This window comes from Paenibacillus sp. VTT E-133280, assembly GCF_002264385.1.
Classification (GTDB): Bacteria; Bacillota; Bacilli; order Paenibacillales; family Paenibacillaceae; genus Paenibacillus_AQ; species Paenibacillus_AQ nitricinens.
Genome location: NZ_NFUX01000060.1, coordinates 1 through 24,730, shown reverse-complemented (window position 1 = coordinate 24,730; position 24,730 = coordinate 1). Strand labels below are relative to the sequence as shown.

The following is a 24,730-nucleotide window of genomic DNA, read 5'->3' as shown; positions in this document are numbered from 1 at the left end:
CCTGGAGGAAGAGAATATGAAGATTTCGGATAGTGCTAAAGTATTCATTGAGAACATCATGAAAGATAATGAAGGAAAGATCCTTCGTATATCCCAAACAAGTTCAGGATGTTGTGACCCAAATGTAAACCTTGCATTGGATGATGCGAAAATAGAGGATCATATTCAAACCATTAATGATATTCAAGTTGTGATAGAGCCAGAGAGAGTTACTATTTTAAACAACATTATTTTAGACTTAGATGAAGGGAATTTAGTGATACTGAATGAAGGATCTAGCTGCTGTTAAATTCCATTATGTAATACTTGCATAATGCAAATAAATAAAGTATAACTAAGGGAAAGGACAGGAGGTAAGTCACTTGGAAAATTTGCGGGATATGTTTCAGATTATGACTCGGAGATTCGGAGTATTGAATAAAGTATGCTGTACAGCGGGTGGAATTGATATCTCTCCCATACAGAGCCACATCCTATATGAAATAGATAAACAGCATAATCCTAACATACAACAAGTAGCCGATACACTTGGAACAGATATTACAACATTTAGCCGTCAGATCCAAACTTTAGTTAAAATGAAGCTTGTACAAAAGACACCAGATCCTAGTGATCGTCGTATCTATGTCCTTTCCCTAACTGTTGAAGGAAAGTTTATTGCTGAAACGATTGATCAACAAATGAATTCATATTTAACGGAAGTATTTTCGCATATGAATGAGTTTGAGCGCCAAACTGTTATTCGTTCTATTCAGTTGCTTAATGATTCTATGGCTAAATCAAAAGTGTGTTGTTCACCATAAGGATATGAAACATTCGTATCGTTGCATTTTGCAAATTCATAACATCTAATCCTCTCGATTAGGGAGGGAATTTTGTTGATTTAGCCAAGGAGTTAGTATACCTTACGACGAATGATCCTGCAGTTTAGATCGATCACATAGCAGCTGAAGATATCGAAGATATGATAACCAAATGTTGTAAGAGGACAAGAACATATACCTTTTGAAATCCGCGCAGGGCGCGGATTTTTTATTATGGCTTAAGCCAGTTGAGTGCGTGAAACGCACGAAACAAAAAACCACCCGCTATGCGGGTGGAGGGAACGAGGGTTTGACCACCAAGACCATTCCGATAGAATTGAGATGTTCAGGCTCAAAGGAAAGGAATGGTCATAGATGGCAATCAAGAGCTATAGTCTAGCTCACACGAAGTGGATATGCAAATACCATATCGTGTTCACCCCGAAGTATAGACGGAAAGAAATATATAATCAAGTGAGGAAAGATTTGATCGAAATCTTCAAGCGTTTATGTAAATACAAGGGGTCGAGATCATAGAGGGTCACTCACATGATGCCAGATCACGTACACATGCTGGTAGCGATACCGCCGAAAGATCGCCGTGTCCACGTTCATGGGATATCTGAAGGGGAAAAGTTCGCTCATGATCTTTGAGAAGCATGCTGGGCTAAATTATAAGTATGGGAATCGAAAATTTTGGGCGGAAGAGTACTATGTAAGCACCGTGGGTTTAAATGAAGCCACCGTAGCCAAATACATTCGTGAACAAGAAGCACATGACCAAGCCATAGATAAATTGAGTGTAAAAGAATACGAAGATCCATTCAGTGACAAAAGGAACAAAAAGAAATAAGCCCGTTTAACGGGTAAGTGAAAATGATAAATTACACTGAGCCTGAACAAATGTGTGGTCAGGCTAGCGTCTTTAGGCGCAGTTTGGCAACAGGGGGTTATACCCCAAGAGCAAACCACCCGTTGGACGGGTGGTCCTGATTTTATGGGTACAAGTTCTTGTCCTTTGCTCGGGACAAGAACTTGTACCCATTGCCAAGAATGGACAAGAGCTTGTTCCTATTACCGTAAACATTTTTTTTGAAAAAGTCGTAAATAAGCGACGATGGTAGTGTATGCAGGGTAAATACAGGCCATTGAATGTTGCGAATGTTTTATGAATAAAAAACTAATTTCCGCTCAGTTAAATCTGGCTCTGATCTTAGATGTATCGAGCGGTCACTTATTGCTTCGACGTCCTGCCGGTCATGGGTAACAAACAGGCAGGTCATCTCCGCTTTCTTTAAGATCGTCCGCAGCTCGGAACGGATCGATTCCTTTAGCCCCGCATCGAGGTTGCTGAAAGGTTCGTCCATCAGCAGAATCGTCGGCTTCTGCGCCAGCGCCCGAGCGAGCGCCACCCGTTGCTGCTGCCCGCCGCTGAGCTCATGGGGATAACGTTCCTTGAATTCGCCAAGCTGGACAAGGTCAAGCATTTCCTCCAGACGCTTGGCCCGCTCTTTTCTCGGAAGCCGGTGAAGGGCGAACTCGATATTTTTCCGGACATTCATATGAGGAAAAAGCGCGTAATCCTGGAATACCATCCCGACACCCCGTTGCTCCGGCTGTACAAAGGTACTTTCATTGACCACAGGAGCGCCGTTAATCCGGATTTCCCCTCCAGCCGGAATCTCCAGGCCCGCGATCAGCCGCAGCAGCGTGCTTTTTCCGTTGCCGCTTGCGCCGACAATGCCGACAATATCCCCTTTTTCAATGGAGCAGGAGAACCGTTCGATAACCGGGGGAATCCCCCGTCCGTAAGAGAACGAAAGATTATGGATTTCTACAATACTCATTTTTCCCACTTCCTGTCTAAGCGATGCATTACATAAACCGAGATGAAGCTGATGAAGATAATAAGCAGAGACGGGATGGATGCTTCGAAAATTTGTTCGTCGTTCGCGTACCGGTAAGCTTTTGTAGCCAGGGTCTCGAAATTGAAAGGTCTGAGTATCAAAGCAAGCGGAAGTTCCTTGCAGATTTCCACAAAGGTTAAGATACAACCGCTCATTACCGCCCCCTTGATCAAAGGCAGATCCACTTTAATAAATGTTTTCGTCATCCCAAGCCCCAGCATCCTGGATGCTTCCGTAAATTTCTGTCCCGTTTTCTCAAATCCGACTTCCACAGCATTGAATCCTGTAGCCATAAACCGGATCACATAGCCCATAACCAGCATGGCCAGGGTTAAACTGAGCACCAGAGGTGTTCCGTTTAATGCAAACTGATGATGAACAGCGGCCCAACCTTTATCCAACTGCAGGAACACGACCAGCACGCCGATGGCAATAATCGCTCCAGGAATGGAGTAGCCGGCGGTTACCGCTTTGGAGAGAAAAAATGAAGCTGTAGAACGCGAACGATTCGCAGCGGCTACAATCAGCGCAAACACCATAATAATCAGTGTGGAAACAGCAGCCACGGACAAGGTCTGATAGACAAGATGGACAAAGTCCCCATTCCACATGGTGTCGAAGGTCCAACTGGCCCATTCGATCAATTGAAGAAGCGGAAACAGGAAAGATGCACACCAGACAATCATACAAAACACGGCTGCCGATATTCCCGGCAATCCGGTAAGTCGTCTTGGCACAAGCGGTCTCGATTTGCTGGTTGTAGAGCTGTAAGCCCGCCGTTTGCGAAGCAGCATTTCGACAAAGAACAGGCCTAGCACAATAATCATCAGCCAGGCGGCAAGGCGCATGGCCGAATCGGCATCGTACATCCCGAACCAGGTCTGAAAAATTGCCGTAGACACGGTCTGTATTCCGAAATAGCTGGTGACTCCGTAATCGCTCAGCACCTCGAACATGACCAGACTGACGCTACCTGCAATGGCCGGCCGGGATAATGGAAGGGCGATACGGATATAAATGGACCAGCCATTTCTTCCAAGCAGCCGGGCGTTCTCAATATAAGAAGCGCTCTGTTTTTCCAGGAACGATTTGGTGATCAGGTATACGTAAGGGAACAGAAACAAGGTGAATACAATAACCGCGCCCCGCATTGAAGAAAACGTAATAAGTTCCTGATCGGGGACGATCCCGAGCCGGTTCCGAAGAGTGGTCTGGACAACACCGGTGTAGCTGAACATCGTGCTGTACGTAAATGCGGCAATATAAGGAGGAATCGCCAAAGGCAGGACCAGTGCCCACCTGAAGAACCGTTTCCCCGGAAAATCAAACACCGCTACTAGCCAGGCTAGCGTGACACCGAGCAGTCCTGTAAGTACGGCAACCGTCATTGTCAGCTGAACCGTCTGGGAAATATAATCCTTGACCAGATACTGCCTGATTTGCACCCAGTTTTCGTTCGGCGGATCAAAGATCGAGAGGAATACGAAAAAAATGGGCAGCAAAATGACTGCTGCCCCCGCTAAGCTTACGATCCGCCAAACGCTAAGGCGTCTTTTTAACTTTACCTTAACTGCGTTTAGATGCATATGTTATTTCCAGCCTGTTTTGTTCATGATCTCAATCGCCTTGGCATTGTGAACGCCCAGTTTGTTGAAATCGATTTGCTGCGCTTTGAAAGTTCCCCAGGTTTTGAGCAGTTCAGGCAGCTCTGTTTTTGCATTTACCGGGAACTCATAGTTTTCATTGGTAACCATGGTCTGCGCTTCTACGCCGGTCAGGAATTCAATGAGCTTCAAGGCATTTTCCGTATTCTTGCTGTGTTTGATTACTCCTGCGCCGCTGATATTTACATGAGCGCCTGTTGTTTCCTGGTTCGGGAAGAATACACCGATGTTTTGCCCGACCTTCACTTCTTCAGGATCATCCGAGTTCAGCAGCAGACCTACATAGTAAGTATTCATAATCGCAACATCGCCCACACCGGCAACGATAGCTTTCGCCTGGTCACGGTCGTTTCCTTCAGGAGTACGGGCCAAGTTGGCAACAAGTCCTTTGGACCACTCTTCAGCGTTCACCTCTCCGTTCAGTTCAATGAATGACGACAGAAGGGACTGGTTATACAAGCTTGAGGAAGGACGGACAAGTACTTTACCTTTCCAAGCAGGGTTTGTCAGATCCTCGTAGGTGGACAGTTGTTCGGGTTTAACCCGATCCTTAGCGTATACAATCACACGGGCGCGTGTGGAAAGTCCGATCCACTCATTGTCGGGATCACGAAGTTCTTGAGGTACGTTTTGATCGATGGTTTCCGAAGTTACCGGCTGAAGCAATCCGGACTGCTTGGCATTGTTCAATACGCCTCCGTCAACGGTAAGGAACAAGTCAGCCTGTGTGCTTTCTCCTTCACGCTTAAGACGCTCAATCAATTCCTCTGCTTTGCCATCGATAAGATTTACTTTGATTCCGCTTTCCGCAGTGAATTTTTCATACAGCAGGGCGTCTACGTCATAACTGCGAGCGGAATAAACATTTACTACTTGCTCAGCAGCCTGTGCAGTTGCAGTTGGCTGGTTCTCCCCCGAGTTAACGGCGCTTGTTTCATTGGTCTTGTTGGCGCCGCAGCCTGCCAACAGTCCGACAGTCAAGATTCCTGTAAGCAATGGAACTAAAAACTTTCTATTCATCATACCAATATTCATCATACCAAAACATCCCCCTGAAATTATAATGATTCTCATTCTCATTCTCATTCTCATTAAGGGATATGATAACTTTTATGATCTCTTTATGTCAATAAAAATAAAACTCAATTATCAAGGAAATTCAAAAAGAAATTGAAAACGAGCATCTTTAGCCACTTCCTTGTTGAATAAATTCCATATATAAGAATTTTATGAGTTTACACAAACTATTCCCGAAATTGCATCCGTTTGACATAGCGAAACTGAGGCAAAGAAGCAAGGATTTGAAGTCATGGTTGGAAAGTTCCATTTGCTACGAGTGAGCGTACTTTCCTTTGAGTGCGTTCGAAGGAGGTTTGTGTCAATTAACAAACACTTGAGTGCATCAATAGAATTGATTCAAGTGCTATCTTTACTGAAGAAATTAAAAATGTTATAGAGAACGAAACTATTAGTAATGCCAGGGCCATAGCTAACTTTTCTTCCAGCATACTTCCACTACTGATAAGAACACCTACGGTTTCACTCCAAATTGGAAAAGCTATAACAGCAGTTAGTGTAACCCCGAACAGCGGGCAGTCATGGCTTCAGCTGCTCGTCACCTACTCGATCAGATAACTAAGATTCCTGGAACTGATGAAAATGGAAAAATCGATGCTGTCGCGCTTGATAAGTGGATTTCTGAAGTTCGTCGCCTATGCCGCCAGTTCGCTCGTGCTGAGAGTGGCGATCAGAGTATTGGCCAATTACTCTCCAAGACTCCCGTTGGGGAAAATGGATTGTGGCCATGTGAAGTAGTATGTGAGGCGATGGAGAGTATTGTATCGTCAGGAATCGAAAAAGGGTTTCATAAAGGTGTTATTAATTCTCGCGACGCATAATGGCTTAGCGGCAAGATATTGTTCAGCGGATATTCGTGTTGAATCAGTTAATCATCCTACATGAGAAGAATAGAGCGGAGCAGATAAAATGGTGTTCAGAATAGTATTTTAAATGAATGAATTTGGACTTTTGGAGTAAAGGTGGGGTAGATCATCCTTATCCTTATGATGTGACTGATGACCCGCTGTGATTAAAATGCTGGTAAATTTAACTTTGACGTTAAATTATGCTACTTAATTTAGGCTCCGATTCTCCCCGGTAGTGCATACTCTGTTACAATTACCCTGTCTAATGATTTCCGGTACGCTCTATGCCAGCAAGGATAGATGTGATGGAGTAGCTTTTCTTTGCTTGAATACAGTATTCAGCAACTTCCGTACAGGCAATCCCGCCAGCTTCGCGGCGTTATGGTTCAGCAGAAACACCTCAGGTATATAATTAAAATTCAAATAGGTTAGCCCACTGCCGATTCCGATTTAAAATTACCGTAATCTAATACATTAATTGGCCCAAAAAAAGCCCTCATTTTTTCCTCTCCTAAGAGGAGAAAGAATTGAAGGCTTTTTGCCGGGATAGTATCTTATCATTTCAAAACAATTGTGGAAATTGTTTTATCACTCCGTCAGTAATTGCATCCGCCATTTCTAAGGCTTCCCTCTCAATTTTGTCAAACACCTGAATACCAGACTTGTAATCTTGATTCAGAATCGACAGCGCTTCTGATTTAGTTAATGCCAGATGTTCATAGAACATTTTCCTGAATTCTTCTTTCGATAAATATGGATTAATGCGGCTTAGAAATTCCACGATCTCGTCTGCGTTAGAGTACCATCTTTTCTCTGCATCTGCCGCGGATTTTTTATCGCCAGCCTTTGCTGCTTTTACAAGATCCGCAGCGATTGTTAAGTGCTCTTTGATCAGATTACTGTATGTTTTCGCTGTACTGTCTCCATAGAAGGGTTTGAGTGAATTCCCCATATCGGTGCGTTTTGGAGGAGACGTGTTAAAACAAAATCGGTGTCAGGTAAATTAAAAATAATACTAATGATAGCCATTCTGGTCCATACAACATGTTGTTCCCATAGTAACAACCCGTCTTGTTAGAAAAGTTGGTACTTGATTTGGAATAATATAAGGTATACCTTGTGTGGAATATCTAAATCCCCAATAAGGATACATACTCTTTAGCCTCCTTTGAATGTGTTCCCACCATATTATGGTTAATACGCCCAAAATGTTCAAAATTCGTAGAGAACAAATACAAGACAAAAAAGAAAAAAGACAAATAATCTTGAGCATAATGGAACAAGCAAGCGCCATATATTTTTGGAAATGAGTAAATCTTAGGGGTTGTGTAAGTAACATTAGTTATTAACAGAATGGGTGGAGGGATTTATTTGTCAGACGCCTTTGTGGCCCGGTCACTAGATGAAATTCGTTTTTGGTCGCGAATTATGAAAGAACACTCTTTGTTCCTTCGATTAGGCTTCAGATGCGAAGATACTCAATTGATCAATGAAGCTAATCATTACCAAGCTATTTTTGAAGACATCGAAAGAAGAGCTCATTCTTTCCAAATGAACACCGATCCTCAAACGATCAGAGAATTTAATGTAGAAGTACACAATGCCGCCGCCCCAGTAGCGGCAGTTAGGAGTCTTTCTCGTGCTATTTGTTTACTCGTGTCCATCTAATTGCAGGAGAGTTTCTGCTTGTGTTCCTAGCTTCATTTGATCGGAATCGCAAGTGCATTCTCTTAACATCATCAATAAAGCCTCCGAGTCTATCCTGAAATCTGTTGACGAGCTAAAGGAAACTATCAGTTTATGTAATCTATAATTATTAGTCATATCCTTCCCTTAAGAACAGTGAGTGGGTCATTTTTTTGATTATCAATAAATACATAGAATGCACATTCTTTCAACATTATATCCACATATAAGTTTACTAGAATATAAATATAAAAAGAAAACAACTTAAATAGGAGGAATACAAATGGATTGGTCTTTATTGCTGTTGTTGATTTGTCCGCTGATGATGATATATATGATGATTGGAATGAAAGGAAGCCATGGTACTGACTCTCGGTCAAACCAATCTATGATGGATTGGACACTTCATCAAGATTTTAATGAGTTAACGGTGGAGAACGAACGGCTGGAAAAACAACTTTTAAGCCTTACCAAATAGCAAATAAAGAGATAGCCCTAAGCGACTTGTGCTTATGAGCTATCTCTTTTGCTGATTATCAAAATCTAATTAATTTCTTAACTAAGAATTGAGTTTATGTCGGTCTGATCCTATATGAAACATTAAACCGGCAACAGCCCCCAGATCTATAGAGAGAAGTGAGCGATAGCTTTGGTTCAATTGAATTAGGTCTTGCCGCATATCCAAATATGCAGACCATGAACCTAATTTGATGTTACGGCCAAATAGAAGGTTATAGCCGTTTAAAATCGCTGTATTGAAGGGTGGAAACAAGGTGGGGTGAAGGAAATATAAGATGTTAGCTGATGCGGGACCTAAACCTTTAATACCTAGATTGTCCAAGTGGTTAATCTCATCAAGGATATCTTTTTCTTCATGGGTCTGAGAAATCTGTTTTAAAAAATGTCCAAACGCAAGTTGATGTTCATCATTTTCATAAATATCGGGGATTCCAAGCTTTGGTTTCCAATAAAAAGCGTGAGCTGCTCCTTTGAAAACTTGCTTTTGTTTGCATATCGCTTCCATCACAAATTCAAGTGAAGAACCTTTAAAGTCGTTTCCAAACACCCTCGCCAGACAGCTCGAAGAGATTCTGGCTGAAGTTGAGCGTTTACTGTGACAAATTCCGGGCACTGGGGAGATGCTTACCGTGCCGGCGTGGCTGTAGTTACGTTGGCGGGATTTCTTGCGGAAGTGGGGGATCTAAGCGGTTACGAGTATAGACAGCAGATTATTCGGCTGGCCGGACTGAACCTCAAAGAGAACAGTTCCGGAAAGAAAAAAAGCAAGTCAGAGGGTAAGCCGTCAAAAGAAGGTGTGGATATCCAAAGTGCGATCACAGGAAGTATCCATGGGCTGGGGACAAAGTTCCCCAATCTCTATTCCCGCCACCGGCTTCACCAGAAAATATTGTCATCCTTACATGACTTCTCCATCTCTCAACAAGTCAATGGCTGAAAATCTAAGAACGAATGAGCAAACAAGAGAAAATATTAATTTATAGTGGGAGTGATAAAAAATGGATAACTGTTGTCAAACATCCGTTGAGAAGCCAACAACACCTTTACAATGTCCTACTTGTCATCAAAAGGGTAAAAGTATTCAATTGATTACACTCAAGGCTATGCTTCAACCAACCGCATTAGAAACCATCAACCCTGAATTACCTTACTCTTTTTGCACTAATTCATCTTGTGAAGTTGTATATTTTAGCGATGTGCAGACCTTTGGCAAAGATATGCTCAAAGTATCGGTATTCCAAAAAGACGATGCATTGGATGTACCTGTTTGCTACTGCTTTGGATGGACAAGAGAACGCTTAATACAAGCTGTTCAGGAAAATCAGCATCCAATTGACCATATACGAGAACAAGTTCAAGCTAATCGTTGTGGATGTGAGGTCAATAATCCCCAAGGAGCCTGTTGTTTGGGCAATGTCACTACATTCATTCGGAGCCTTGACAAGAGTTAGTCGCTTGTCATCTATTCAGCAACAATTCTTACGAAAAGAGAAGGAAGACGATATTCTGATGTAATTGATAACAATGTAGGTAACTTTGTGTCATTTATGTAGGCAACATTGTGTCATTGGACAGCTGTGCTGTAGATAACGCGAGCCGATTGAACACCGCTCATGCCCATTAGCAACGCAGCCCGCAATGATTCTAATCAAAGGTGGAGCATTCCTAGAGATTGCTGGAGCTTTGCATGTTATCGCTTTTGATAAAACATGAACCCTTAACGGAAGGGAATCCGCTCGGTCGCTTTTTCACGGGCAAGGATTTTCCAGTAATGGGGGGCTTGGTTCACACTGGAATCCCTGGAAACGACTTCGCCATCCAATGGAATTTTCTCTCCTGGTTTGACGATCATGATTTGACCAATGGAGACTTCGGCTACAGCTTTCCTAACTCATTTCCCACCTTCTTAACCCATACATCGGATGGAGATAAATCCATCAATCAACGAATGAATACGAAGTTTGGGCTTACGAGATGGAAGTGGAGATAGTTTATTACAGGTAAATGACGCATAGGAAGCGATTTGCCTTCTTTTCATGCTTAGTGAAAGAGCTACCCTCTTATACAAAAAGGGAAGATTAATGAAGCAACATTTATTCACTTTCTCCAATGTTCCCGAGGAACAAGGAAGACATGTAAATAGCTAAGAACATCGCGATCTAGGCAAGTTCTTAGCTATTTGTATTTTTTAGTTTGTAGTCGCTATCCTAACTTTTCTTTAGGGGTACCGCGTCCACTTTCCTTAGTTGATGCTACCTTTTTCTTTCCTTTGTTCATTTTAACGCTTTCTTGAAGCGCTTCTAATAGATCAACGACAACATTAGTTTCTTGAACGGGCTTCAAAACAATGTTTTGGCCGGCAATTTTAGACTGGATAGCGGCCAGTAATCTTTCTTGCTCCGGATTGGTATAAGAAGCTAAATCTGAAGTCCCTGACATGCCCTTAACGATCTGTAAGGCTAACTTCAACTGATTGGGATCGACTGAAATGTTGTTGGGGATGTTGGGAACATTCTCAGATGGTCTAATTTCATTCGCGTAGTACATGGTGGCCAATTGAATACAAGTTCCATCAATAGGTTTCAGTATACATAATTTTGTGCTAGAACGAAGCGTGAATTTGGCGATCGCCAGTCTTTTCGATGCCTCAAGGGCCTTAAGAAGTAAATAGTATGCATTACTCCCGTGATTATCAGGTCCAAGAAAATAAACCTTCTGAGTAAACATTAAATCCACTTGTTCTTCCTTCACAAAATCAATAATCCGTATCTGCTTGCTAGCATCTTCTTGAATTTGATCTAGCTCATTTTTTTCGAATGTTACATATTGATTTGTATCAAGTGGATAGCCTTTAATTAGATCTTCCGGTTCAACTGAGCTTTGACATGTGGGGCAATAACGCTGGTTTTTGATTGTGCCATGGCAGCTTTTGTGGAGAAGATGAAGAGCAATCTCTTTCTCCTCCGTGGCAGCATATAATTTAACCGGTATGTGAACTAATCCAAAACTGATAGCACCTTTCCATATCGTATGCATGGGAGCACCTCCTAAAGTTGCTAGTAAAAAGTCATTCCCATTAATTAAACAAATAAACCGCTTCTCCATTTATAGGATTGCGGTTTATTTGTTTTATTGATATCGTTCATTTTTCGAAAAATTCATTTAGCAATACATGAACCTTCCGTAGATCACTCTTTTTCAAAGATACTAGCGTGTCCATTAATTGATTTAACAAAGCGTCCTTCTCATTTAAAACGGACCTTTGATGTTTAGTATATACGAACAAATCAATAATCTGAACTTCAAGAGCATCGGCGATTTTCAGTAAATTTACTAATGTTATGTTTTTTTCAGCTCTTTCAACTCCACCAATATATGAAAAGTGAAAGCCAGCCTTCTCAGCAAGTTGCTCTTGCGACAATCCTTTTTGCTTTCGAATATCTCGGATTCGTTGTCCAATTTTCTGGATTATTGAAGTTTCCATGATTACACCTCTATATGTAAGTGTAAACAATGGAGCTGATGGGATACACGTATATATACATATCATAATATTAAAATGATATGTATACGTATTATTTTATGTTAAATGGTTATAGTGATTATTGAGTACATCAACTAGATAGGGAAAATGAAGACCATTCCTTTCAAGCTGATGTTTTGGAGAGCAATGGGTAAAATGCAAAAGAGGTGAGGGTGATGAGTAAATTGAATTTAACAATTATATTGGGACTAGCCACTGTCTCGAAGAATGGATTAGAGTTTAACGGGAAGATTTATACCAACGCTACAATGTTAAAATTCCATTGGTTTAAAACCGCTCAAATAGAGGGTCAGTGGGAAATACCGATTTTTTTCAACCCTTGTGACTTGACAGAAATTATGTTGTTTGACATTGATTCAATAACCTATGCAAACATTATTGAACCCTCAAGGAATGTTAACCCTGAGATGAAACAACTATATCATGATGCGATTAATTCTTTGAAAAAGAGATTGAAAGAGTCAAAAAAGAAATTATGAAATGTTGATTAAGTCTTGAATCGAAGTGTCTAATGCTTCTGCAAGTTGAAATAAAAAGTGGACTTGAATTCTTTGTCGCCCAGCCTCGATATTGGCAATTGATGGTCTAGAAATATTAAGTTTTAAACCAAGATCTTTTTGTGTGATGCCACGTGTCACCCGACTTGAACGAATATTGCCCCCAATTATTTTGTACCAATAGTCTTCATTCATTATTTTAACTCCTCTCTTAATCTACTAACTATAGTATTTCCAAAGAGAGAATTAATTAGTATATTTCTAAAAACATTTATGTGGTGGGTTTGGAATCCAAACTATAGGGAATAAGGATATTCAGAATAACGTAGAAGGGGGTTAAATATGAGAGTGCCTATAACTGTGCCTCGGAACAAAAGATACGGTAATAATTATTGGAATTCTGAAGGTCCTAAAGTAGAGATGCGGGAAGTCATTCTCTATAGTGACCTAGAGTTTGATCATTGGTTACTAGTGGAGACTAATCCTCTGGTAGAAATTTATTGTGAACAACATAAAGAAATAAGTTTTGTAATCGATGGAAAGTTACACACTTCAATCTTTGATATGTGGATCAAATATACGAATGGTGAGGAAGAATATACTGAAGTTAAATATGAAAATGAATTAGTTCCTACACATCCTAATTACACACGGAATATGCGACAAATCCAGGCACAGAAAGAATGGTGTGAACAGGAAGGTGTAGCTCATAAACTGATGACTGATAAGATAATCCGTGTTCATCCAATAGGTTTAGAAAACCGACTAAAGATGCTCTCAGCTGTTAAAGCTCAACATTCAAAAGAAAAAACGGAAGATATTTTAAAAAATATCTCCAGGTTTAAGCAAACAATCGGTTCTCTACATGAGCACATGAATGGGAAATACAACTTAGGCGACGTCATGGCTGCATGTTACTGGTTAACCTATACAGGTAAAACTCTCACGAATATTAATGACCAACTTTGGAGCTTGAGTACGGAGATATGGAGGGCTGAAACCGATGCGAATGATTGAAAAGGAAGGTCTTCTTACTGATCAGATTAATCCTGAATTTTGGCCTACAGTCGATGAATCGTCCTTGGAAGCAGATGATCTATTAATTTATCAACAGCGTAAAGAGGCTGTAATGCTGTATTTCAAAAGAGAAGCAAGCCAGATGAAGATTTATGAAATCACGAAAGTCAGTCCTCGAAATTTACGTCGCATAATCACTAGATGTATCTCTCGTGACCCAAATGGTGAAGCTTGGGGTTTCCGAGCATTAATACCAAACAAAACTACAAAGAACTATGCTTTAAACATGATGGATCGAAAACAAAATTCGTCTCGAAAATCTGGTGAATTTAAGTTGTTGCTTGAAAAATATCCTGATATTAAGGAATTGATCGACGATTTGTACCTTGGCCGGAAAAGAAGGTCACTCGAACCGGCTATGAAGCCCTTACATATTCACAAAAAATTTGTAGAGGCATGCAAAGAGAAAATGATTCCATTAAGTCAATATCCATTTAATACAGACCGTCTAGGGAGCCGTGCACTATATCGTTACCTCCGTCGATTGGGGCAAGATTACTTTGGTAAGGCAGCTTCGAGATATGGTCATGATGCTGAACAAAAAGCCAGAAATAGTGGTAGAGGGGAACAAAATCATCCAATTACCCGTACTCCTTATCAACAAGTTCAATTTGATGCACATCGAATTGATGGTGTTTTCTCGGTTGAGTTAGTGACACCTGAAGGGGAGACTGTTGTATTAATCCTGGAACGATTCTGGATTTTAACGATAATTGATGTCGCGACACGAAATGTCCTAGGGAAATACATTTCTTTAAATAAAGAATATAGTGCGAGTGATGTTATGATGTGCATTCGAGATGCCATTATGCCCCATGTACGTCCACAACTCACTATTGATGGCCTTACCTATAATGGTGATGGAGGATATCCATCTGAAATTTTCCCTGAGGCCCAATGGGCTGTGTTTGATGTGATTTGTTTTGATAATGCCAAGTCTCATTTAGCTAGCTTAGTAAAAGATCGATTACGGCAATTGCTCGGATGTACAACCAATCTAGGTCCTGTGGATTTACCTATGAGAAGAGGTATTATCGAACGATTCTTTCAAACCTTAGAGGAATCAGGGATTCATCGACTACCAAATACTAGCGGAAGTCATCCTAAAGATCCAAGAAGAACCGATCCAGAGAAAATGGCGATAAAGTATCACATCACCTTTGAACATTTGAAAGAACTGGTCGATGTACTGATTTCTAATTACAATGGAACGCCTCATGGTGGCATATACCATCAATCGCCATTGGAGTTATTAGGTAAACGGCTTGCGAACGGAATGATTCCACGACAGCTTGATGAAAATAACCGCAGCGGGTTATTGTTTCTTCAAACCACAATAAAAAGAACGGTAAGAGGTTCCTTAAAATCAGGGAAGAGACCTTACATTCAATTTGAGGGTGTGGAATATCGAAGTGATCGTCTTTCACAGAGCGCTCACTTGATAGGTTCAGAAATTTCCCTTCATGTAAATGTCGATGATCTTCGTACCATTCGTGCTTTTCATTCTGATGGTAGTGAAATCGGATATCTTACTGCAGCGGGGAAATGGTCCATTTCACCTCACACCTTACAGACTAGAAAGGCGATCAATCGCTTGGTAATACGCCGATTAATTCATCTTACACAGTGGGATGATCCGATTTTTGTTTACTACAGTTACAATATGAATTTAGCCAAGAGCGGTAATAAGAAGAGTGCCAACAAGGTAACCCAACTTGAAGAGGTAATCAAAGATTCCTTTCCTTTTATGGACGGTGTCTCAGAACGGGATGCAGCATTACAACATGCAGTTAAAGTGAATGAAGCACTGGACAAAGCAAGAAAAACCGTAAGAGATAACCAAGATCAACAATCCGGTAAGATGGAAGAGTTTCTTGCAAATTACAAGACCATTAATTCTAAATAACCTACTTACATTTCAATTTTTAGGAGGCCTAAAAATGGAAAGACCAAAACTGCCTCTGGGTACACATCCAGTTGAAATGGGCGGATACATCCTTCCTACTATGGAGGTAAAACGGTTAATGGAAAGATTGACAAGAGTTGTGATGAATCGTTTACCAGGAATGATTGTCTACGGAAGGCCACGAATTGGTAAAACGAAATCTGTTGAGTTTGCATTAAATTATCTGCCAACGCAGATAGGAGAGAACTTTCCTATATTGAGAACAAGGTGCAAAAGTTATCGAGTACCGACTGAAGAAAAGTTTTTTGGAGACATCCTTAGTGATTTTAAGTTCTCATTCCCTGCGAAACGAAGTCCGACCGCTATGCGACAACAAATTGTTAATTTAATGTTGGAGCAAGGAGAGAGATCAAAACTTCGGAGGGTTATGCTTGTTATTGATGAAGCTCAAAGATTGACTGAACTTCAATATAACTGGCTAATTGATATCTATAATGATTTGGATAGTGAAAAAATCAGTATGACGGTTATATGTGTTGGTCAGTCTGAGCTGATAGATCGAAGAACATATTTCCTTGAAACAAAAAAATCTCAAATCATTGGGCGATTTATGACAAATGAGCATGAGTTTTTTGGCATACGCACTTTGAAAGAAGTTGAGCATTGCCTAATGTGCTACGACGAAGTATCGGAATACCCAGAAAATAGCGGGTACACCTACACTCGCTATTTTTTTCCTGAAGCATTTAGTAAAGGATATCGACTGAAACAATGTGCTAAAGAGGTTTTTGACATTTTTAAAGATATTCGTAAGGAACATGGTTTATCCAAAAAAATGGAGATTCCTATGGAGTATTTTATATTTTCCATAGAGAATGCACTAAAGCTTAATGGAGCAACAGGAAGAGAAGTTGAATGGTTGACAACTAACCACTGGAAAGAGGCAATAAATAATTCGGGATATATAGAATCCGAAGTGTTTATGGCATTGGCATAGGAGGGAGGAACGATATGGTTGCTATATGGAGGAAGGAATGGATCAGGCCATACGAATCGGCTTGGTCCATTTTCGAAAAATTTAGTTATGCTAATGTCATCAATAGATATACCATTCTTAAGGTTGTTGGAAATGATGAAGTAAAATCAATCAAGAATATGCATGTTGGAAACCATTACAGAGATTTGTTAACGCTAAAGGGCTTTGATGAGAAGATATTAGAAAAGTACCTAAATGTGAATTTACATACACATACGAACCATACAATGAACGAACTGCTTCGTCCACTTGGACCAAACTTAGGGAATAGTCAAACTTGGTTTGCTCCACATTTACGATGGTGCCCTAGTTGCCTAAATCATGGTTATCATAGCCTGTTACATCAGTTTACTTTGTTTAAGAACTGTCCTATACATAGTGTAAAGCTTGCTGAGGAATGTCCCGTTTGTAAAGTAAAGATACCTTTTTTATTGAGTGATACTGTTATGGACAAAGCTTTTACTTGTAAGTGCGGCCACAAATATTCAAATCTACACTGGGACCAATGGATTAAGAACTTAACTATTAATGATCATCGTGTATACGATTGGATCAACAAAACTGATCGAGATATAAATAATGATCCAATAATTTATATCCCAAGTCATATTGATTTCGACGTTTTAAACAACCTAAAAAAGAAAGAGTTCGCAGAAGAATTTATAATTAGTAATATGAAGCAAGTTGGAAATATAATGGATGAGTCAGTTCTTTTCGAGGAAATTTTCATAGAGAATCGATTTATTTTTAAAGCAATTGATAAAAAAATCCAAAAATCACTCTGCCTACATAAACTTTGTATAAGGCGTTTGCAGTTACTTTTAAAAGAAGAGGGGGCAGATTTCCCGTCTATTTGTCCTTCTGCTTATTCCTATATATTCTGGAGACAATCGATTCTTGGGTCACCTTATTTTTATGGACATTTAAAAGGACTGAATAATACAGGGAGAGAAAAAAATGACTTTAACGCAATTTCCCCCTTGTATAAAGAAGAATTAAAGCAACTATATATAGCAGCTAAGGATACTCTCGCCCGTGAGATGATAACTGATACCAAACCTCTGAAATGGATTATTAATAAAGCTTCAGCATATTTGTATAGTCAACTCTTTATCAATTGGTTTAACTTCGCAGAAGAGGGTTCTAGTAATATACGAGTTCCTAGGGGAGAAGCTTTGAAAAAAATAATTCAGGAAGGTATGAACTTTGCGTTTGCTATTGAAAGAGACTATCAGGAACAAATCATCATTCGTTTCATTCCAGGAAGCAATCGTCAAATTGGACAAGATCACCAAGAATATGATAAAAATGAATGTAATCGTTTGAATAAAAGAGAGATTAGAATGCGTTCTTATATTCCTTTAGCTGTTTCAATGATGTCATTCGAAAACCAGGAAGCAAAGAAAAGAATGCAAATATATGTGGACCAGTATGTGGCGAAACTAAAATTATAGTGAGGTATCAATGATGACTTCTAAGAATTGAAGGAGGTTCACGGATATGAGAACAATCGTTATCTCAAATACCGAATAGCCATGGATATTATCGAACTTTTATGGAGTTTGTTTGATTAATTACGATTCAAAATGTGACAAGCTTGGAGAATATATTGATGAATGTCATTCATTTTTAGAATTTGTTTGGGAAATCCAACGTTTGACGAAAAATCTCGAGAGTCAGGGCAACAGGTGGAAATCATGATGGTTTTGACGATTAATAGGCAAAATGCAAGTATACGTGGTTCAGTATGTGGCGAAACTAAAATTATAGTGAGTTACATACAAAGGAGAATCCTGATGAAAAAAAATAAAATCCTGGCATCAATGAATCGATATGGTCATAATAAAGACGAAGCCAATATGGAGATATATCGCGAAGAAATAGCAAAAGATCGTTGGGATGTTCGTAATCTTGGGATACCTTTTAATACGACAAGAGCAGAATACTTTCTGACTTTTGAGAAAATAGATATTACATTTAGAGAGCTTATCAAAAAATATATACAGCATCGCTTGTTTGTTCAAGATTCAATAAAGTTCTCTACTGCTCGAAGTGAGGTTATGACGTTAGTTCCCTTCATAAAATTCATTGTGCTAAAAAATCCACACTGGGTAGATCTTAAGTCTCTTACACGAAATGATATTTGTGAATACTTTGAAAGTCTCAAAAACTCACCAATGAAAGGAAACAAATCCTCAAATTATAGAGTAAAGAAGCCCACTGATTATTTCATTTGGCGTATGATTGGTGGATTAGAGAATTTCCTTTATTATCTGCAACGATATGAGTGGGTAGAAGCACCAGGGGTACCAATCAGAAAATTGATTTATCAAGAAGATCGCCCAAAACTTAAACCGAAGAATGATGAGGATTATAAGCATGTGTCCGATTATGTTTGGGAACAGATTTTGGCAAACCTTGACCTTCTTGATGATCAGTATGCAACTATCCTTTTATTAATGGAAGCATCTGGATTCCGTTTAATTGACATCTTAAACTCGAATCAAGATTGTTTGATAGAAATTAATGATCAATACTGGGTACGGTCTGGTAGAAAAAACTCCAGATATGAATTTCCAATGGTACCTATTCAAAAGGATCTCGCAGAGTTAATGAAAACATATAGGAATAAAGTAAAAGAATTACTGGGAAAAGATCACCCTAATAAATTATTATTTATACGTTATAAAGGGAATAAGGGAGTTGGAAAACAAATTCTACAACTATCCTTTTTAAGGAGTCTAGATAGATTTGCAGAAAGAGCAAATATCACAGACGAGTCTGGAAATGTTTTTCATTTTACAGCCAATGGCTTCAAACATCGTTTCGGTTTGAAATTGATGAAAGCAGGATTAAATATGGCTCAAGTTCATCAGATGATTTCAAATGTCACCTCAGAAATGCCAATGATCTATGCAAGGAAAATTCAAAAAGAAATGCAAAGCTAAGAAAGACTGATCTTCAACTGTAGACTGACACAAATTACCCTACCATATAAACCTTGATTTCACGGTTTTTTTTGGTATTTGGTAGGGAACTTTGTGTCGAAAATTTGTGACACAAATTTCCCTACTCGATTAGAGAATGACACAAAACCACCTACTTGTTAGGAGTAATGACACAAATTTCCCTACTCGATCGGAGGGGCGAATAAAGTTTTTCACTTGGAATAGGATTTAAATACTCTTTGTGAAGATTCTGTTATTGTAGATGGAACATTCATAACTCTAATTTTATAGTGCACTTCTTTTAAATGATGTTGATTTACTCTTTATTTCAGTAATTTGATAATTTATTTTATAGTGGTTTCGATGATTGAGTATACGTATGATTAATAATGTGGACCGAAGTAGACCGGCGAGAATGCAATCAAGACAATACATTTGTATTTTTTATAATATATGAAGGACTGCTTAGTATCGCTATAAAAGAAAAGTGATTAACTACGGCGGCATTGCTAATTTGGCTATTGCTGTCGTTATTTTTTTTCACTCACTTGCCAAGGGAAGGTGAATGGGATTCCTCTTAAATCAACTATTGTTTTAGTAATTCTACTATATATTGCATAATTTTGAATCCATCGACATCCCCAGACTAGTACTTTATTTTTATAAACTCTGATATTACAACAACATTTATTTACATTCGATAAAAATAGTGGAAATTCGACACGCTAAAAACATCGTCAGACTTTGCTGACGATGTTTTGTTGTTATAACTACATAAAGATCCTCCCTTATGGGACTAAAGTTCGACAAAAAGGAGGTATATTCTTCCTTAATGAAGAATGTTTGAGTATGGAAGATGCTATCAGAGGGAACTAACATGAAATGATTAATAGATCCAAACAAAGATCTAGGAGTATCAACTACATCTAAAGTAGTTTTATTCTGAAATACCAGCAATATAGAAAGCTAACAGATGGGACATTATTTACATTTACGAATTTGGATATAGAGGATCAATGATTTTGTTCCACCTACATTACTACATAGAATAAATTTTTAACATAATATCATCTTATAATTAGGAGAATGAGTATGTATATTTCGAGTATTTCTATCGAGAACTTCCGAAACTTTAAGAGTAGTACATCTATAAACTTTAACGAGGGTATGAATGTAATTATAGGCCATAACAATTCTGGCAAATCAAATTTACTTAAAGCCTTAGAACTAGTTCTTAGTGTGAATTCACCTAAAAGGCTCTGTGTGGATGATTTTAACAAGGAAGTCACAGTTGATGATCTTAAGAAAAACTCCCCCAGAGTAACAATTTCAGTGATATTTACCGAATCCAAAAATGAAGATGAATTTTCAGAAGATTTAGTCACAGTAGCGAACTGGCTTATCGAGTTAAAAGAGCCTTATCAAGCAAAGTTGACTTACTCTTTTTATTTACCAGAAAAAGAAGAAGAAGAATATATTAATGCGATGAAATCTGAAAGCTCGATAAACATAGAAGACTACTGGCTCCTTATAAAACATAAGTTTTTAAGGAAGTATAAGTCTAATGTATACGGCGGGGATATTTTACTAAAGCAACTCGCTGACACAGAATCATTAAATAAAATTGATTTTCAGTTCATAGACGCAATTCGTGATGTTGAACGTGATTTATTTACTGGAAAAAACACTCTATTAAGAGATGTTATTGATTTTTTTATGGATTATGGAATAAAAAATAATGACCAAAAAAATAAAGATAAGAAAACACAACAAGAAGAAATCGAAAAATTAAAAAAAGACTTTTCTGTTAATGCAGCTGCTCTAATTAAAACCCTACAAGATCGAATGGAACATGGAAAAATCGAGATGTTAAGTTACGCCAAGGATACAGGAGCTTCTTTTGGTAATGCTGTGCCTGATTTTGATGGGAATATTTTAGATTCTGAACTTTATTCAGCTCTTAGATTAATTGTGAAATACGAAACTGGAATAACAATACCTGCCACTCACAATGGTTTGGGTTATAATAATCTGATTTATATGTCCTTGCTACTTGCTAAGATGCAAAAAGATGCTTCCGGTGATTATTTGGGAAGTAACGCTAAGACATTTCCTATTTTAGTAATTGAAGAACCTGAAGCTCATTTACATCCAGCAATGCAATATAAATTTTTAAAGTTTCTTAGGGAAAATGGTAAAAGTAAAGCAAGACAGATTATTATAACAACACATTCACCAAACATAACTTCAGCGGTTTCTTTAGATGAAATAATGTGCTTCCATCGAACTGATAAAAACCAACTGAATATTGCCTATTTGGGAAGAATTTTTGAGAACGATCCCAAAGGTAAAGCTTACATAGAAAGATTCTTGGATACAACTAAATCTGATATGTTGTTTGCAAAATCAGTGATTTTTGTTGAGGGACTAGCAGAACAATTAACAATGTCTATATTTGCTAAATATATTGGCCATGATTTAGAAGGTGATCACGTAGCTGTAATAAATGTTAATGGAAGATATTTCGATCACTTTCTCAAGCTTTTTGATACAAACCAAAAATTCACTCTACATAAAAAGGTAGCTTGTATTACAGATTTAGACCCTGTGAGAATAGAACTCAAAAACATATCAACAAGTTTTAGTGATGATTTGGATAAAAGTAATTTGGATGATGATACCAAATGCTTCCCTTTTGAATTGTATACAGATCCAGATAAATATAGATACTCCTCTTGTACTAATTCGTTAGTATATCAAGTTCAACCTTATAACATCCGTTGTTTTTCCCAGCAAATCGATCAAGGGAAAACCTTCGAATATTCTTTATGTTTTGAGAATCCTGGTTGTTCTTTAATTCTAAATAAAAACATGACAAATTATAAAGAACTCGTCGATTTATTTAATTTATTTAATACTGAAAAACCATTTGAGTCTATTCTAGAAAGGCTAGGAAAAAGAGGAGGATTACGTGCACGAATTACCGATGGTATTGATAAAAATACTGGGACTCAGAAAAAAGAACATGTTCTCGCTGCCAGATACCTTAGCTCTGTCAGTAAGGGGGAGAATGCTTATGAACTGGCATACAATATGAATCAAAATTTAGAAAGTGCTAATAAGATACCTTTTCAAGTTCCTCAATACATAAAGGATGCGATCGTATGGATTTCGAATTAATATCTGCCGACTCTACAATTCCAATTGAAACTCACTTTAAAGTCGTAGCAGGGCCCGGGGCTGGTAAAACAAGATTTCTAATAAACCATATTCAGAATATACTGCATCAATCTCAGCGACTAGGTCGAAATAAAAAAATAGCATGTATTACCTATACTAATACTGGCGTAGAAACTATTTTAAAAAGACTCCCTAATGGGCATGATCACGTCGAAGTATGTACTATTAATAGTTTTTTATTTCTGCATGTAGTAAAGCCATTCTTATCTTTAGTTAGTAAGAAACATAATATTAATATTCATAAAGTTAAGGGACCTAGTGAACACTTAATATCAGGTTTTTTTAAACAAAGTGGATTGGAATATAGATACAGACTATCTAACGTTGAAGTAACAAAGGAATCCTTTTGGTTTATTGATAATGATAATGTTTGTAAGCTTCACATCAAAGGCAGAAAAGCAGACATGCACGAAAACCTGTATAGATACAAACAGATGTTTTGGGAAAAGGGAATCCTTCATTATGAAGACATTCTAGCCCTATCATGGGAAATAATGATTTTAAATCCAGATGTTTTAAGAGTCATTCGTTCTAAATTCCCATATATTTTTATTGATGAGTTTCAAGACACATCTCCTATACAAACAAAAATCATAAAACTGATTGCAGAAAAAGAAACGATTATTGGAGTTATTGGAGATTCAGCTCAATCAATTTACAGTTTTCAAGGTTCTGATATTATACAATTTGAGGAATTCAATCTAGAAAACAATGTAAACTACAAGATGGAAGACAACCATAGAAGTACAGTACAGATCATAGATTTGTTAAATTCAATTCGACCTAATATTTTTCAAAAAAGCCCTAATAATAAACAAGGGAATTTGCCGACTATTCTTATCGGGCACCCCTTGAACGCAGTAAAATATATTGAAGATTCACTCAATCTCAATAGTGAAGAAGAACTTTATACACTCTCTTTTTCTAATAAAAGGGCTAATTCTATAAGAGATAAGATAGATTATACGGACAATATCAGATCCGAAACACTCGAATCTATTTTCACCAATAATGATAGCTCTAATGAACGAAGAAAAATCATAGTTCCCATTATTAAAGCAATAGAATATGCACGCCTTTCCAACTTTAAAAAAGCAATTCAGGAGATAAATAAGATTTCCAATCAAATAATCAATGAAAGAAAAGGATTGGAGATCATCCAGCAATTATTAACTGACTATAGCAAATTTAATGATCAACCAATCCAAAAACTATATGAGAAAATTTTGACTCTAAGCATCAATATACCTGTTATTTCCAAAAGGGAAATTCCAACAAAAATAGAGGAGTTCTATAAAAATAAGAAGTATTCAGAACTCGCTTTATTAATATCAAGCCAAGACATTGTTGGTAAAGATCGAACCATACATCAGGCAAAGGGAAATGAATTTGAGAATGTATTAGTGAATATTCTTCCGCATAAGCAAAATTACTCAGAAAAGAGAGAATTGGGATTTCTTTTAAATCCTGATGTGATTTCAAAAGAAGACCACCGAGTTTATTATGTGGCTGCAAGCAGAGCAAAGTCTAATCTGTTTTTTTGTGTACCAAGTTTGTCTCTAAATGCTACAAAAAAACTAAGCAAACTTTGCAAAATCCATCCTCTAACATAAGTCTTAGTAAATGCATTTACAAATTGTTGTCTAGCGATCGGACCGTAGTTAACCCTCATAAGCATACCATTCTAAGCGTGAGTCACTCCTTACGAGCAGGTAAGACCCCTTGAAGACCGACGAGGTAGATAGCTTGGAGGTGGAAGTGCGGCAATGCATGGAGCAACCAATACTAATCGCACTATGGCTTATCCAAAAAATAAAACACAGATTTGTTTAGGATTCAGTTTTCAGGTGATTACGCCTGTACACACCGAAATTCATTTAAACATCCGTGATGAACCCAATTTCTAGCGACAGGTCTGTTTCACAGACGCATGTTTGGTGGCATAGCAGAGGGGTTCCACGCGTACCCATCCCGAACA

Annotated in this window: 21 protein-coding genes and 4 pseudogenes; 17 read left to right on the top strand and 8 right to left on the bottom strand. The window is 38.4% G+C overall.

Annotated features, from left to right (window positions below):
* Window positions 1–16: 16 nt before the first annotated feature.
* The 3 genes and pseudogenes from CA600_RS22725 to tnpA all read left to right on the top strand — a co-directional run bounded on the left by CA600_RS22725 (window position 17) and on the right by tnpA (window position 1,656).
* Window positions 17–289: a hypothetical protein gene (locus tag CA600_RS22725; RefSeq protein WP_094873117.1), complete on the top strand. Its 273-nt coding sequence runs from the start codon at window positions 17–19 to the stop codon at window positions 287–289.
* 73 nt (window positions 290–362) lie between these two features.
* Window positions 363–803: a MarR family winged helix-turn-helix transcriptional regulator gene (locus CA600_RS22720; RefSeq protein ID WP_094873115.1), complete on the top strand. Its 441-nt coding sequence runs from the start codon at window positions 363–365 to the stop codon at window positions 801–803.
* Window positions 804–1,178: 375 nt separating this feature from the next.
* Window positions 1,179–1,656: pseudogene (gene tnpA / locus CA600_RS22715) on the top strand (IS200/IS605 family transposase).
* 313 nt (window positions 1,657–1,969) lie between these two features.
* Here tnpA and CA600_RS22710 read toward each other — a convergent pair.
* From CA600_RS22710 to CA600_RS22700, 3 genes are read right to left on the bottom strand one after another with little or no spacing between them, the layout of a single operon-like run.
* Complete coding sequence (locus tag CA600_RS22710) at window positions 1,970–2,650, bottom strand: ABC transporter ATP-binding protein (RefSeq protein WP_038592528.1); 681 nt, start codon at window positions 2,648–2,650, stop codon at window positions 1,970–1,972.
* Window positions 2,647–4,296, bottom strand: coding sequence for an ABC transporter permease (locus CA600_RS22705; RefSeq protein WP_094873114.1), 1,650 nt, complete (start codon window positions 4,294–4,296; stop codon window positions 2,647–2,649). Before CA600_RS22705 ends, CA600_RS22710 begins: the two co-directional genes overlap by 4 nt.
* Window positions 4,297–4,299: 3 nt before the next feature.
* Window positions 4,300–5,397: a Fe(3+) ABC transporter substrate-binding protein gene (locus tag CA600_RS22700; RefSeq protein ID WP_094873149.1), complete on the bottom strand. Its 1,098-nt coding sequence runs from the start codon at window positions 5,395–5,397 to the stop codon at window positions 4,300–4,302.
* Window positions 5,398–5,972: 575 nt separating this feature from the next.
* Here CA600_RS22700 and CA600_RS22695 point away from each other — a divergent pair.
* Window positions 5,973–6,272 (top strand): hypothetical protein, encoded by a 300-nt coding sequence (locus CA600_RS22695; protein WP_094873112.1) that lies wholly within the window; start codon window positions 5,973–5,975, stop codon window positions 6,270–6,272.
* A gap of 589 nt (window positions 6,273–6,861) precedes the next feature.
* On the opposite strand, the pseudogene CA600_RS22690 reads toward CA600_RS22695, so the two are convergent.
* Window positions 6,862–7,358: pseudogene (locus CA600_RS22690) on the bottom strand (acetylglutamate kinase); the annotation flags it as partial.
* Window positions 7,359–7,652: 294 nt separating this feature from the next.
* Between CA600_RS22690 and CA600_RS22685 the strand changes: the two are divergent.
* Both CA600_RS22685 and CA600_RS22680 read left to right on the top strand, forming a co-directional pair.
* A pseudogene (locus CA600_RS22685) lies at window positions 7,653–7,928 on the top strand (DUF2935 domain-containing protein); the annotation flags it as partial.
* Between the two features lie 340 nt (window positions 7,929–8,268).
* A complete protein-coding gene (locus CA600_RS22680) occupies window positions 8,269–8,463 on the top strand; it encodes a DUF2933 domain-containing protein (protein WP_094873110.1) in 195 nt (64 codons plus the stop codon).
* 81 nt (window positions 8,464–8,544) lie between these two features.
* On the opposite strand, the gene CA600_RS22675 is transcribed toward CA600_RS22680, so the two are convergent.
* Entirely contained in the window at window positions 8,545–9,051 is a 507-nt protein-coding gene (locus tag CA600_RS22675) for a hypothetical protein (RefSeq protein WP_256989973.1), read from the bottom strand.
* 4 nt (window positions 9,052–9,055) lie between these two features.
* On the opposite strand from CA600_RS22675, the pseudogene CA600_RS32215 reads away from it, so the two are divergent.
* From CA600_RS32215 to CA600_RS32265, 3 genes and pseudogenes are all read left to right on the top strand, one after another.
* Window positions 9,056–9,276, top strand: a pseudogene (locus CA600_RS32215) (transposase); the annotation flags it as partial.
* 226 nt (window positions 9,277–9,502) lie between these two features.
* Window positions 9,503–9,955, top strand: coding sequence for a putative iron-sulfur cluster-binding metallochaperone (locus tag CA600_RS22665; RefSeq protein ID WP_094873107.1), 453 nt, complete (start codon window positions 9,503–9,505; stop codon window positions 9,953–9,955).
* Between the two features lie 236 nt (window positions 9,956–10,191).
* Window positions 10,192–10,494: a hypothetical protein gene (locus tag CA600_RS32265; protein WP_280788238.1), complete on the top strand. Its 303-nt coding sequence runs from the start codon at window positions 10,192–10,194 to the stop codon at window positions 10,492–10,494.
* 212 nt (window positions 10,495–10,706) lie between these two features.
* On the opposite strand, the gene ku is transcribed toward CA600_RS32265, so the two are convergent.
* Both ku and CA600_RS22650 read right to left on the bottom strand, forming a co-directional pair.
* Complete coding sequence (gene ku, locus CA600_RS22655; protein WP_179281708.1) at window positions 10,707–11,540, bottom strand: non-homologous end joining protein Ku; 834 nt, start codon at window positions 11,538–11,540, stop codon at window positions 10,707–10,709.
* Between the two features lie 106 nt (window positions 11,541–11,646).
* Window positions 11,647–11,988 (bottom strand): helix-turn-helix domain-containing protein, encoded by a 342-nt coding sequence (locus CA600_RS22650; protein WP_094873104.1) that lies wholly within the window; start codon window positions 11,986–11,988, stop codon window positions 11,647–11,649.
* Window positions 11,989–12,203: 215 nt separating this feature from the next.
* Here CA600_RS22650 and CA600_RS22645 point away from each other — a divergent pair, with 215 nt between their 5' ends.
* Window positions 12,204–12,527, top strand: coding sequence for a hypothetical protein (locus CA600_RS22645; protein ID WP_094873103.1), 324 nt, complete (start codon window positions 12,204–12,206; stop codon window positions 12,525–12,527).
* Here CA600_RS22645 and CA600_RS22640 read toward each other — a convergent pair.
* Window positions 12,522–12,740 carry a helix-turn-helix domain-containing protein gene (locus CA600_RS22640; protein ID WP_094873101.1) on the bottom strand — a complete coding sequence of 73 codons (219 nt, stop codon included), beginning with the start codon at window positions 12,738–12,740 and terminating at the stop codon, window positions 12,522–12,524. The two genes, CA600_RS22645 and CA600_RS22640, sit on opposite strands and share 6 nt — an antisense overlap.
* Window positions 12,741–12,887: 147 nt before the next feature.
* Between CA600_RS22640 and CA600_RS22635 the strand changes: the two genes are divergently transcribed.
* The 7 genes from CA600_RS22635 to CA600_RS22605 all read left to right on the top strand — a co-directional run bounded on the left by CA600_RS22635 (window position 12,888) and on the right by CA600_RS22605 (window position 24,365).
* Window positions 12,888–13,562 carry a TnsA endonuclease N-terminal domain-containing protein gene (locus CA600_RS22635; protein ID WP_094873100.1) on the top strand — a complete coding sequence of 225 codons (675 nt, stop codon included), beginning with the start codon at window positions 12,888–12,890 and terminating at the stop codon, window positions 13,560–13,562.
* Complete coding sequence (locus CA600_RS22630) at window positions 13,549–15,528, top strand: hypothetical protein (protein ID WP_094873098.1); 1,980 nt, start codon at window positions 13,549–13,551, stop codon at window positions 15,526–15,528. The genes CA600_RS22635 and CA600_RS22630 overlap by 14 nt, the downstream gene beginning before the upstream one ends.
* Before the next feature lie 34 nt (window positions 15,529–15,562).
* Window positions 15,563–16,525 (top strand): AAA family ATPase, encoded by a 963-nt coding sequence (locus tag CA600_RS22625; RefSeq protein WP_094873097.1) that lies wholly within the window; start codon window positions 15,563–15,565, stop codon window positions 16,523–16,525.
* A gap of 14 nt (window positions 16,526–16,539) precedes the next feature.
* Window positions 16,540–18,018 (top strand): TniQ family protein, encoded by a 1,479-nt coding sequence (locus CA600_RS22620; protein ID WP_094873095.1) that lies wholly within the window; start codon window positions 16,540–16,542, stop codon window positions 18,016–18,018.
* Between the two features lie 342 nt (window positions 18,019–18,360).
* Window positions 18,361–19,512, top strand: a complete 1,152-nt coding sequence (locus CA600_RS22615; protein ID WP_179281707.1) for a tyrosine-type recombinase/integrase — start codon at window positions 18,361–18,363, stop codon at window positions 19,510–19,512.
* Window positions 19,513–20,604: 1,092 nt separating this feature from the next.
* Complete coding sequence (locus CA600_RS22610) at window positions 20,605–22,692, top strand: ATP-dependent nuclease (RefSeq protein WP_094873092.1); 2,088 nt, start codon at window positions 20,605–20,607, stop codon at window positions 22,690–22,692.
* Window positions 22,677–24,365 (top strand): UvrD-helicase domain-containing protein, encoded by a 1,689-nt coding sequence (locus tag CA600_RS22605; protein ID WP_094873091.1) that lies wholly within the window; start codon window positions 22,677–22,679, stop codon window positions 24,363–24,365. Before CA600_RS22610 ends, CA600_RS22605 begins: the two co-directional genes overlap by 16 nt.
* Window positions 24,366–24,730: the final 365 nt, after the last annotated feature.

Excerpts from the sequence above, each read along its gene's own strand:
- CA600_RS22725 (WP_094873117.1), top strand. The coding sequence starts at position 17 with ATGAAGATTTCGGATAGTGCTAAAGTATTCATTGAGAACATCATGAAA.
- CA600_RS22710 (WP_038592528.1), bottom strand. The coding sequence starts at position 2,650 with ATGAGTATTGTAGAAATCCATAATCTTTCGTTCTCTTACGGACGGGGG.
- CA600_RS22705 (WP_094873114.1), bottom strand. The coding sequence starts at position 4,296 with ATGCATCTAAACGCAGTTAAGGTAAAGTTAAAAAGACGCCTTAGCGTT.
- CA600_RS22700 (WP_094873149.1), bottom strand. The coding sequence starts at position 5,397 with ATGATGAATAGAAAGTTTTTAGTTCCATTGCTTACAGGAATCTTGACT.
- CA600_RS22695 (WP_094873112.1), top strand. The coding sequence starts at position 5,973 with ATGGCTTCAGCTGCTCGTCACCTACTCGATCAGATAACTAAGATTCCT.
- CA600_RS22680 (WP_094873110.1), top strand. The coding sequence starts at position 8,269 with ATGGATTGGTCTTTATTGCTGTTGTTGATTTGTCCGCTGATGATGATA.
- CA600_RS22665 (WP_094873107.1), top strand. The coding sequence starts at position 9,503 with ATGGATAACTGTTGTCAAACATCCGTTGAGAAGCCAACAACACCTTTA.
- CA600_RS32265 (WP_280788238.1), top strand. The coding sequence starts at position 10,192 with ATGTTATCGCTTTTGATAAAACATGAACCCTTAACGGAAGGGAATCCG.
- ku (WP_179281708.1), bottom strand. The coding sequence starts at position 11,540 with ATGCATACGATATGGAAAGGTGCTATCAGTTTTGGATTAGTTCACATA.
- CA600_RS22650 (WP_094873104.1), bottom strand. The coding sequence starts at position 11,988 with ATGGAAACTTCAATAATCCAGAAAATTGGACAACGAATCCGAGATATT.
- CA600_RS22645 (WP_094873103.1), top strand. The coding sequence starts at position 12,204 with ATGAGTAAATTGAATTTAACAATTATATTGGGACTAGCCACTGTCTCG.
- CA600_RS22640 (WP_094873101.1), bottom strand. The coding sequence starts at position 12,740 with ATGAATGAAGACTATTGGTACAAAATAATTGGGGGCAATATTCGTTCA.
- CA600_RS22635 (WP_094873100.1), top strand. The coding sequence starts at position 12,888 with ATGAGAGTGCCTATAACTGTGCCTCGGAACAAAAGATACGGTAATAAT.
- CA600_RS22630 (WP_094873098.1), top strand. The coding sequence starts at position 13,549 with ATGCGAATGATTGAAAAGGAAGGTCTTCTTACTGATCAGATTAATCCT.
- CA600_RS22625 (WP_094873097.1), top strand. The coding sequence starts at position 15,563 with ATGGAAAGACCAAAACTGCCTCTGGGTACACATCCAGTTGAAATGGGC.
- CA600_RS22620 (WP_094873095.1), top strand. The coding sequence starts at position 16,540 with ATGGTTGCTATATGGAGGAAGGAATGGATCAGGCCATACGAATCGGCT.
- CA600_RS22615 (WP_179281707.1), top strand. The coding sequence starts at position 18,361 with ATGAAAAAAAATAAAATCCTGGCATCAATGAATCGATATGGTCATAAT.
- CA600_RS22610 (WP_094873092.1), top strand. The coding sequence starts at position 20,605 with ATGTATATTTCGAGTATTTCTATCGAGAACTTCCGAAACTTTAAGAGT.
- CA600_RS22605 (WP_094873091.1), top strand. The coding sequence starts at position 22,677 with ATGGATTTCGAATTAATATCTGCCGACTCTACAATTCCAATTGAAACT.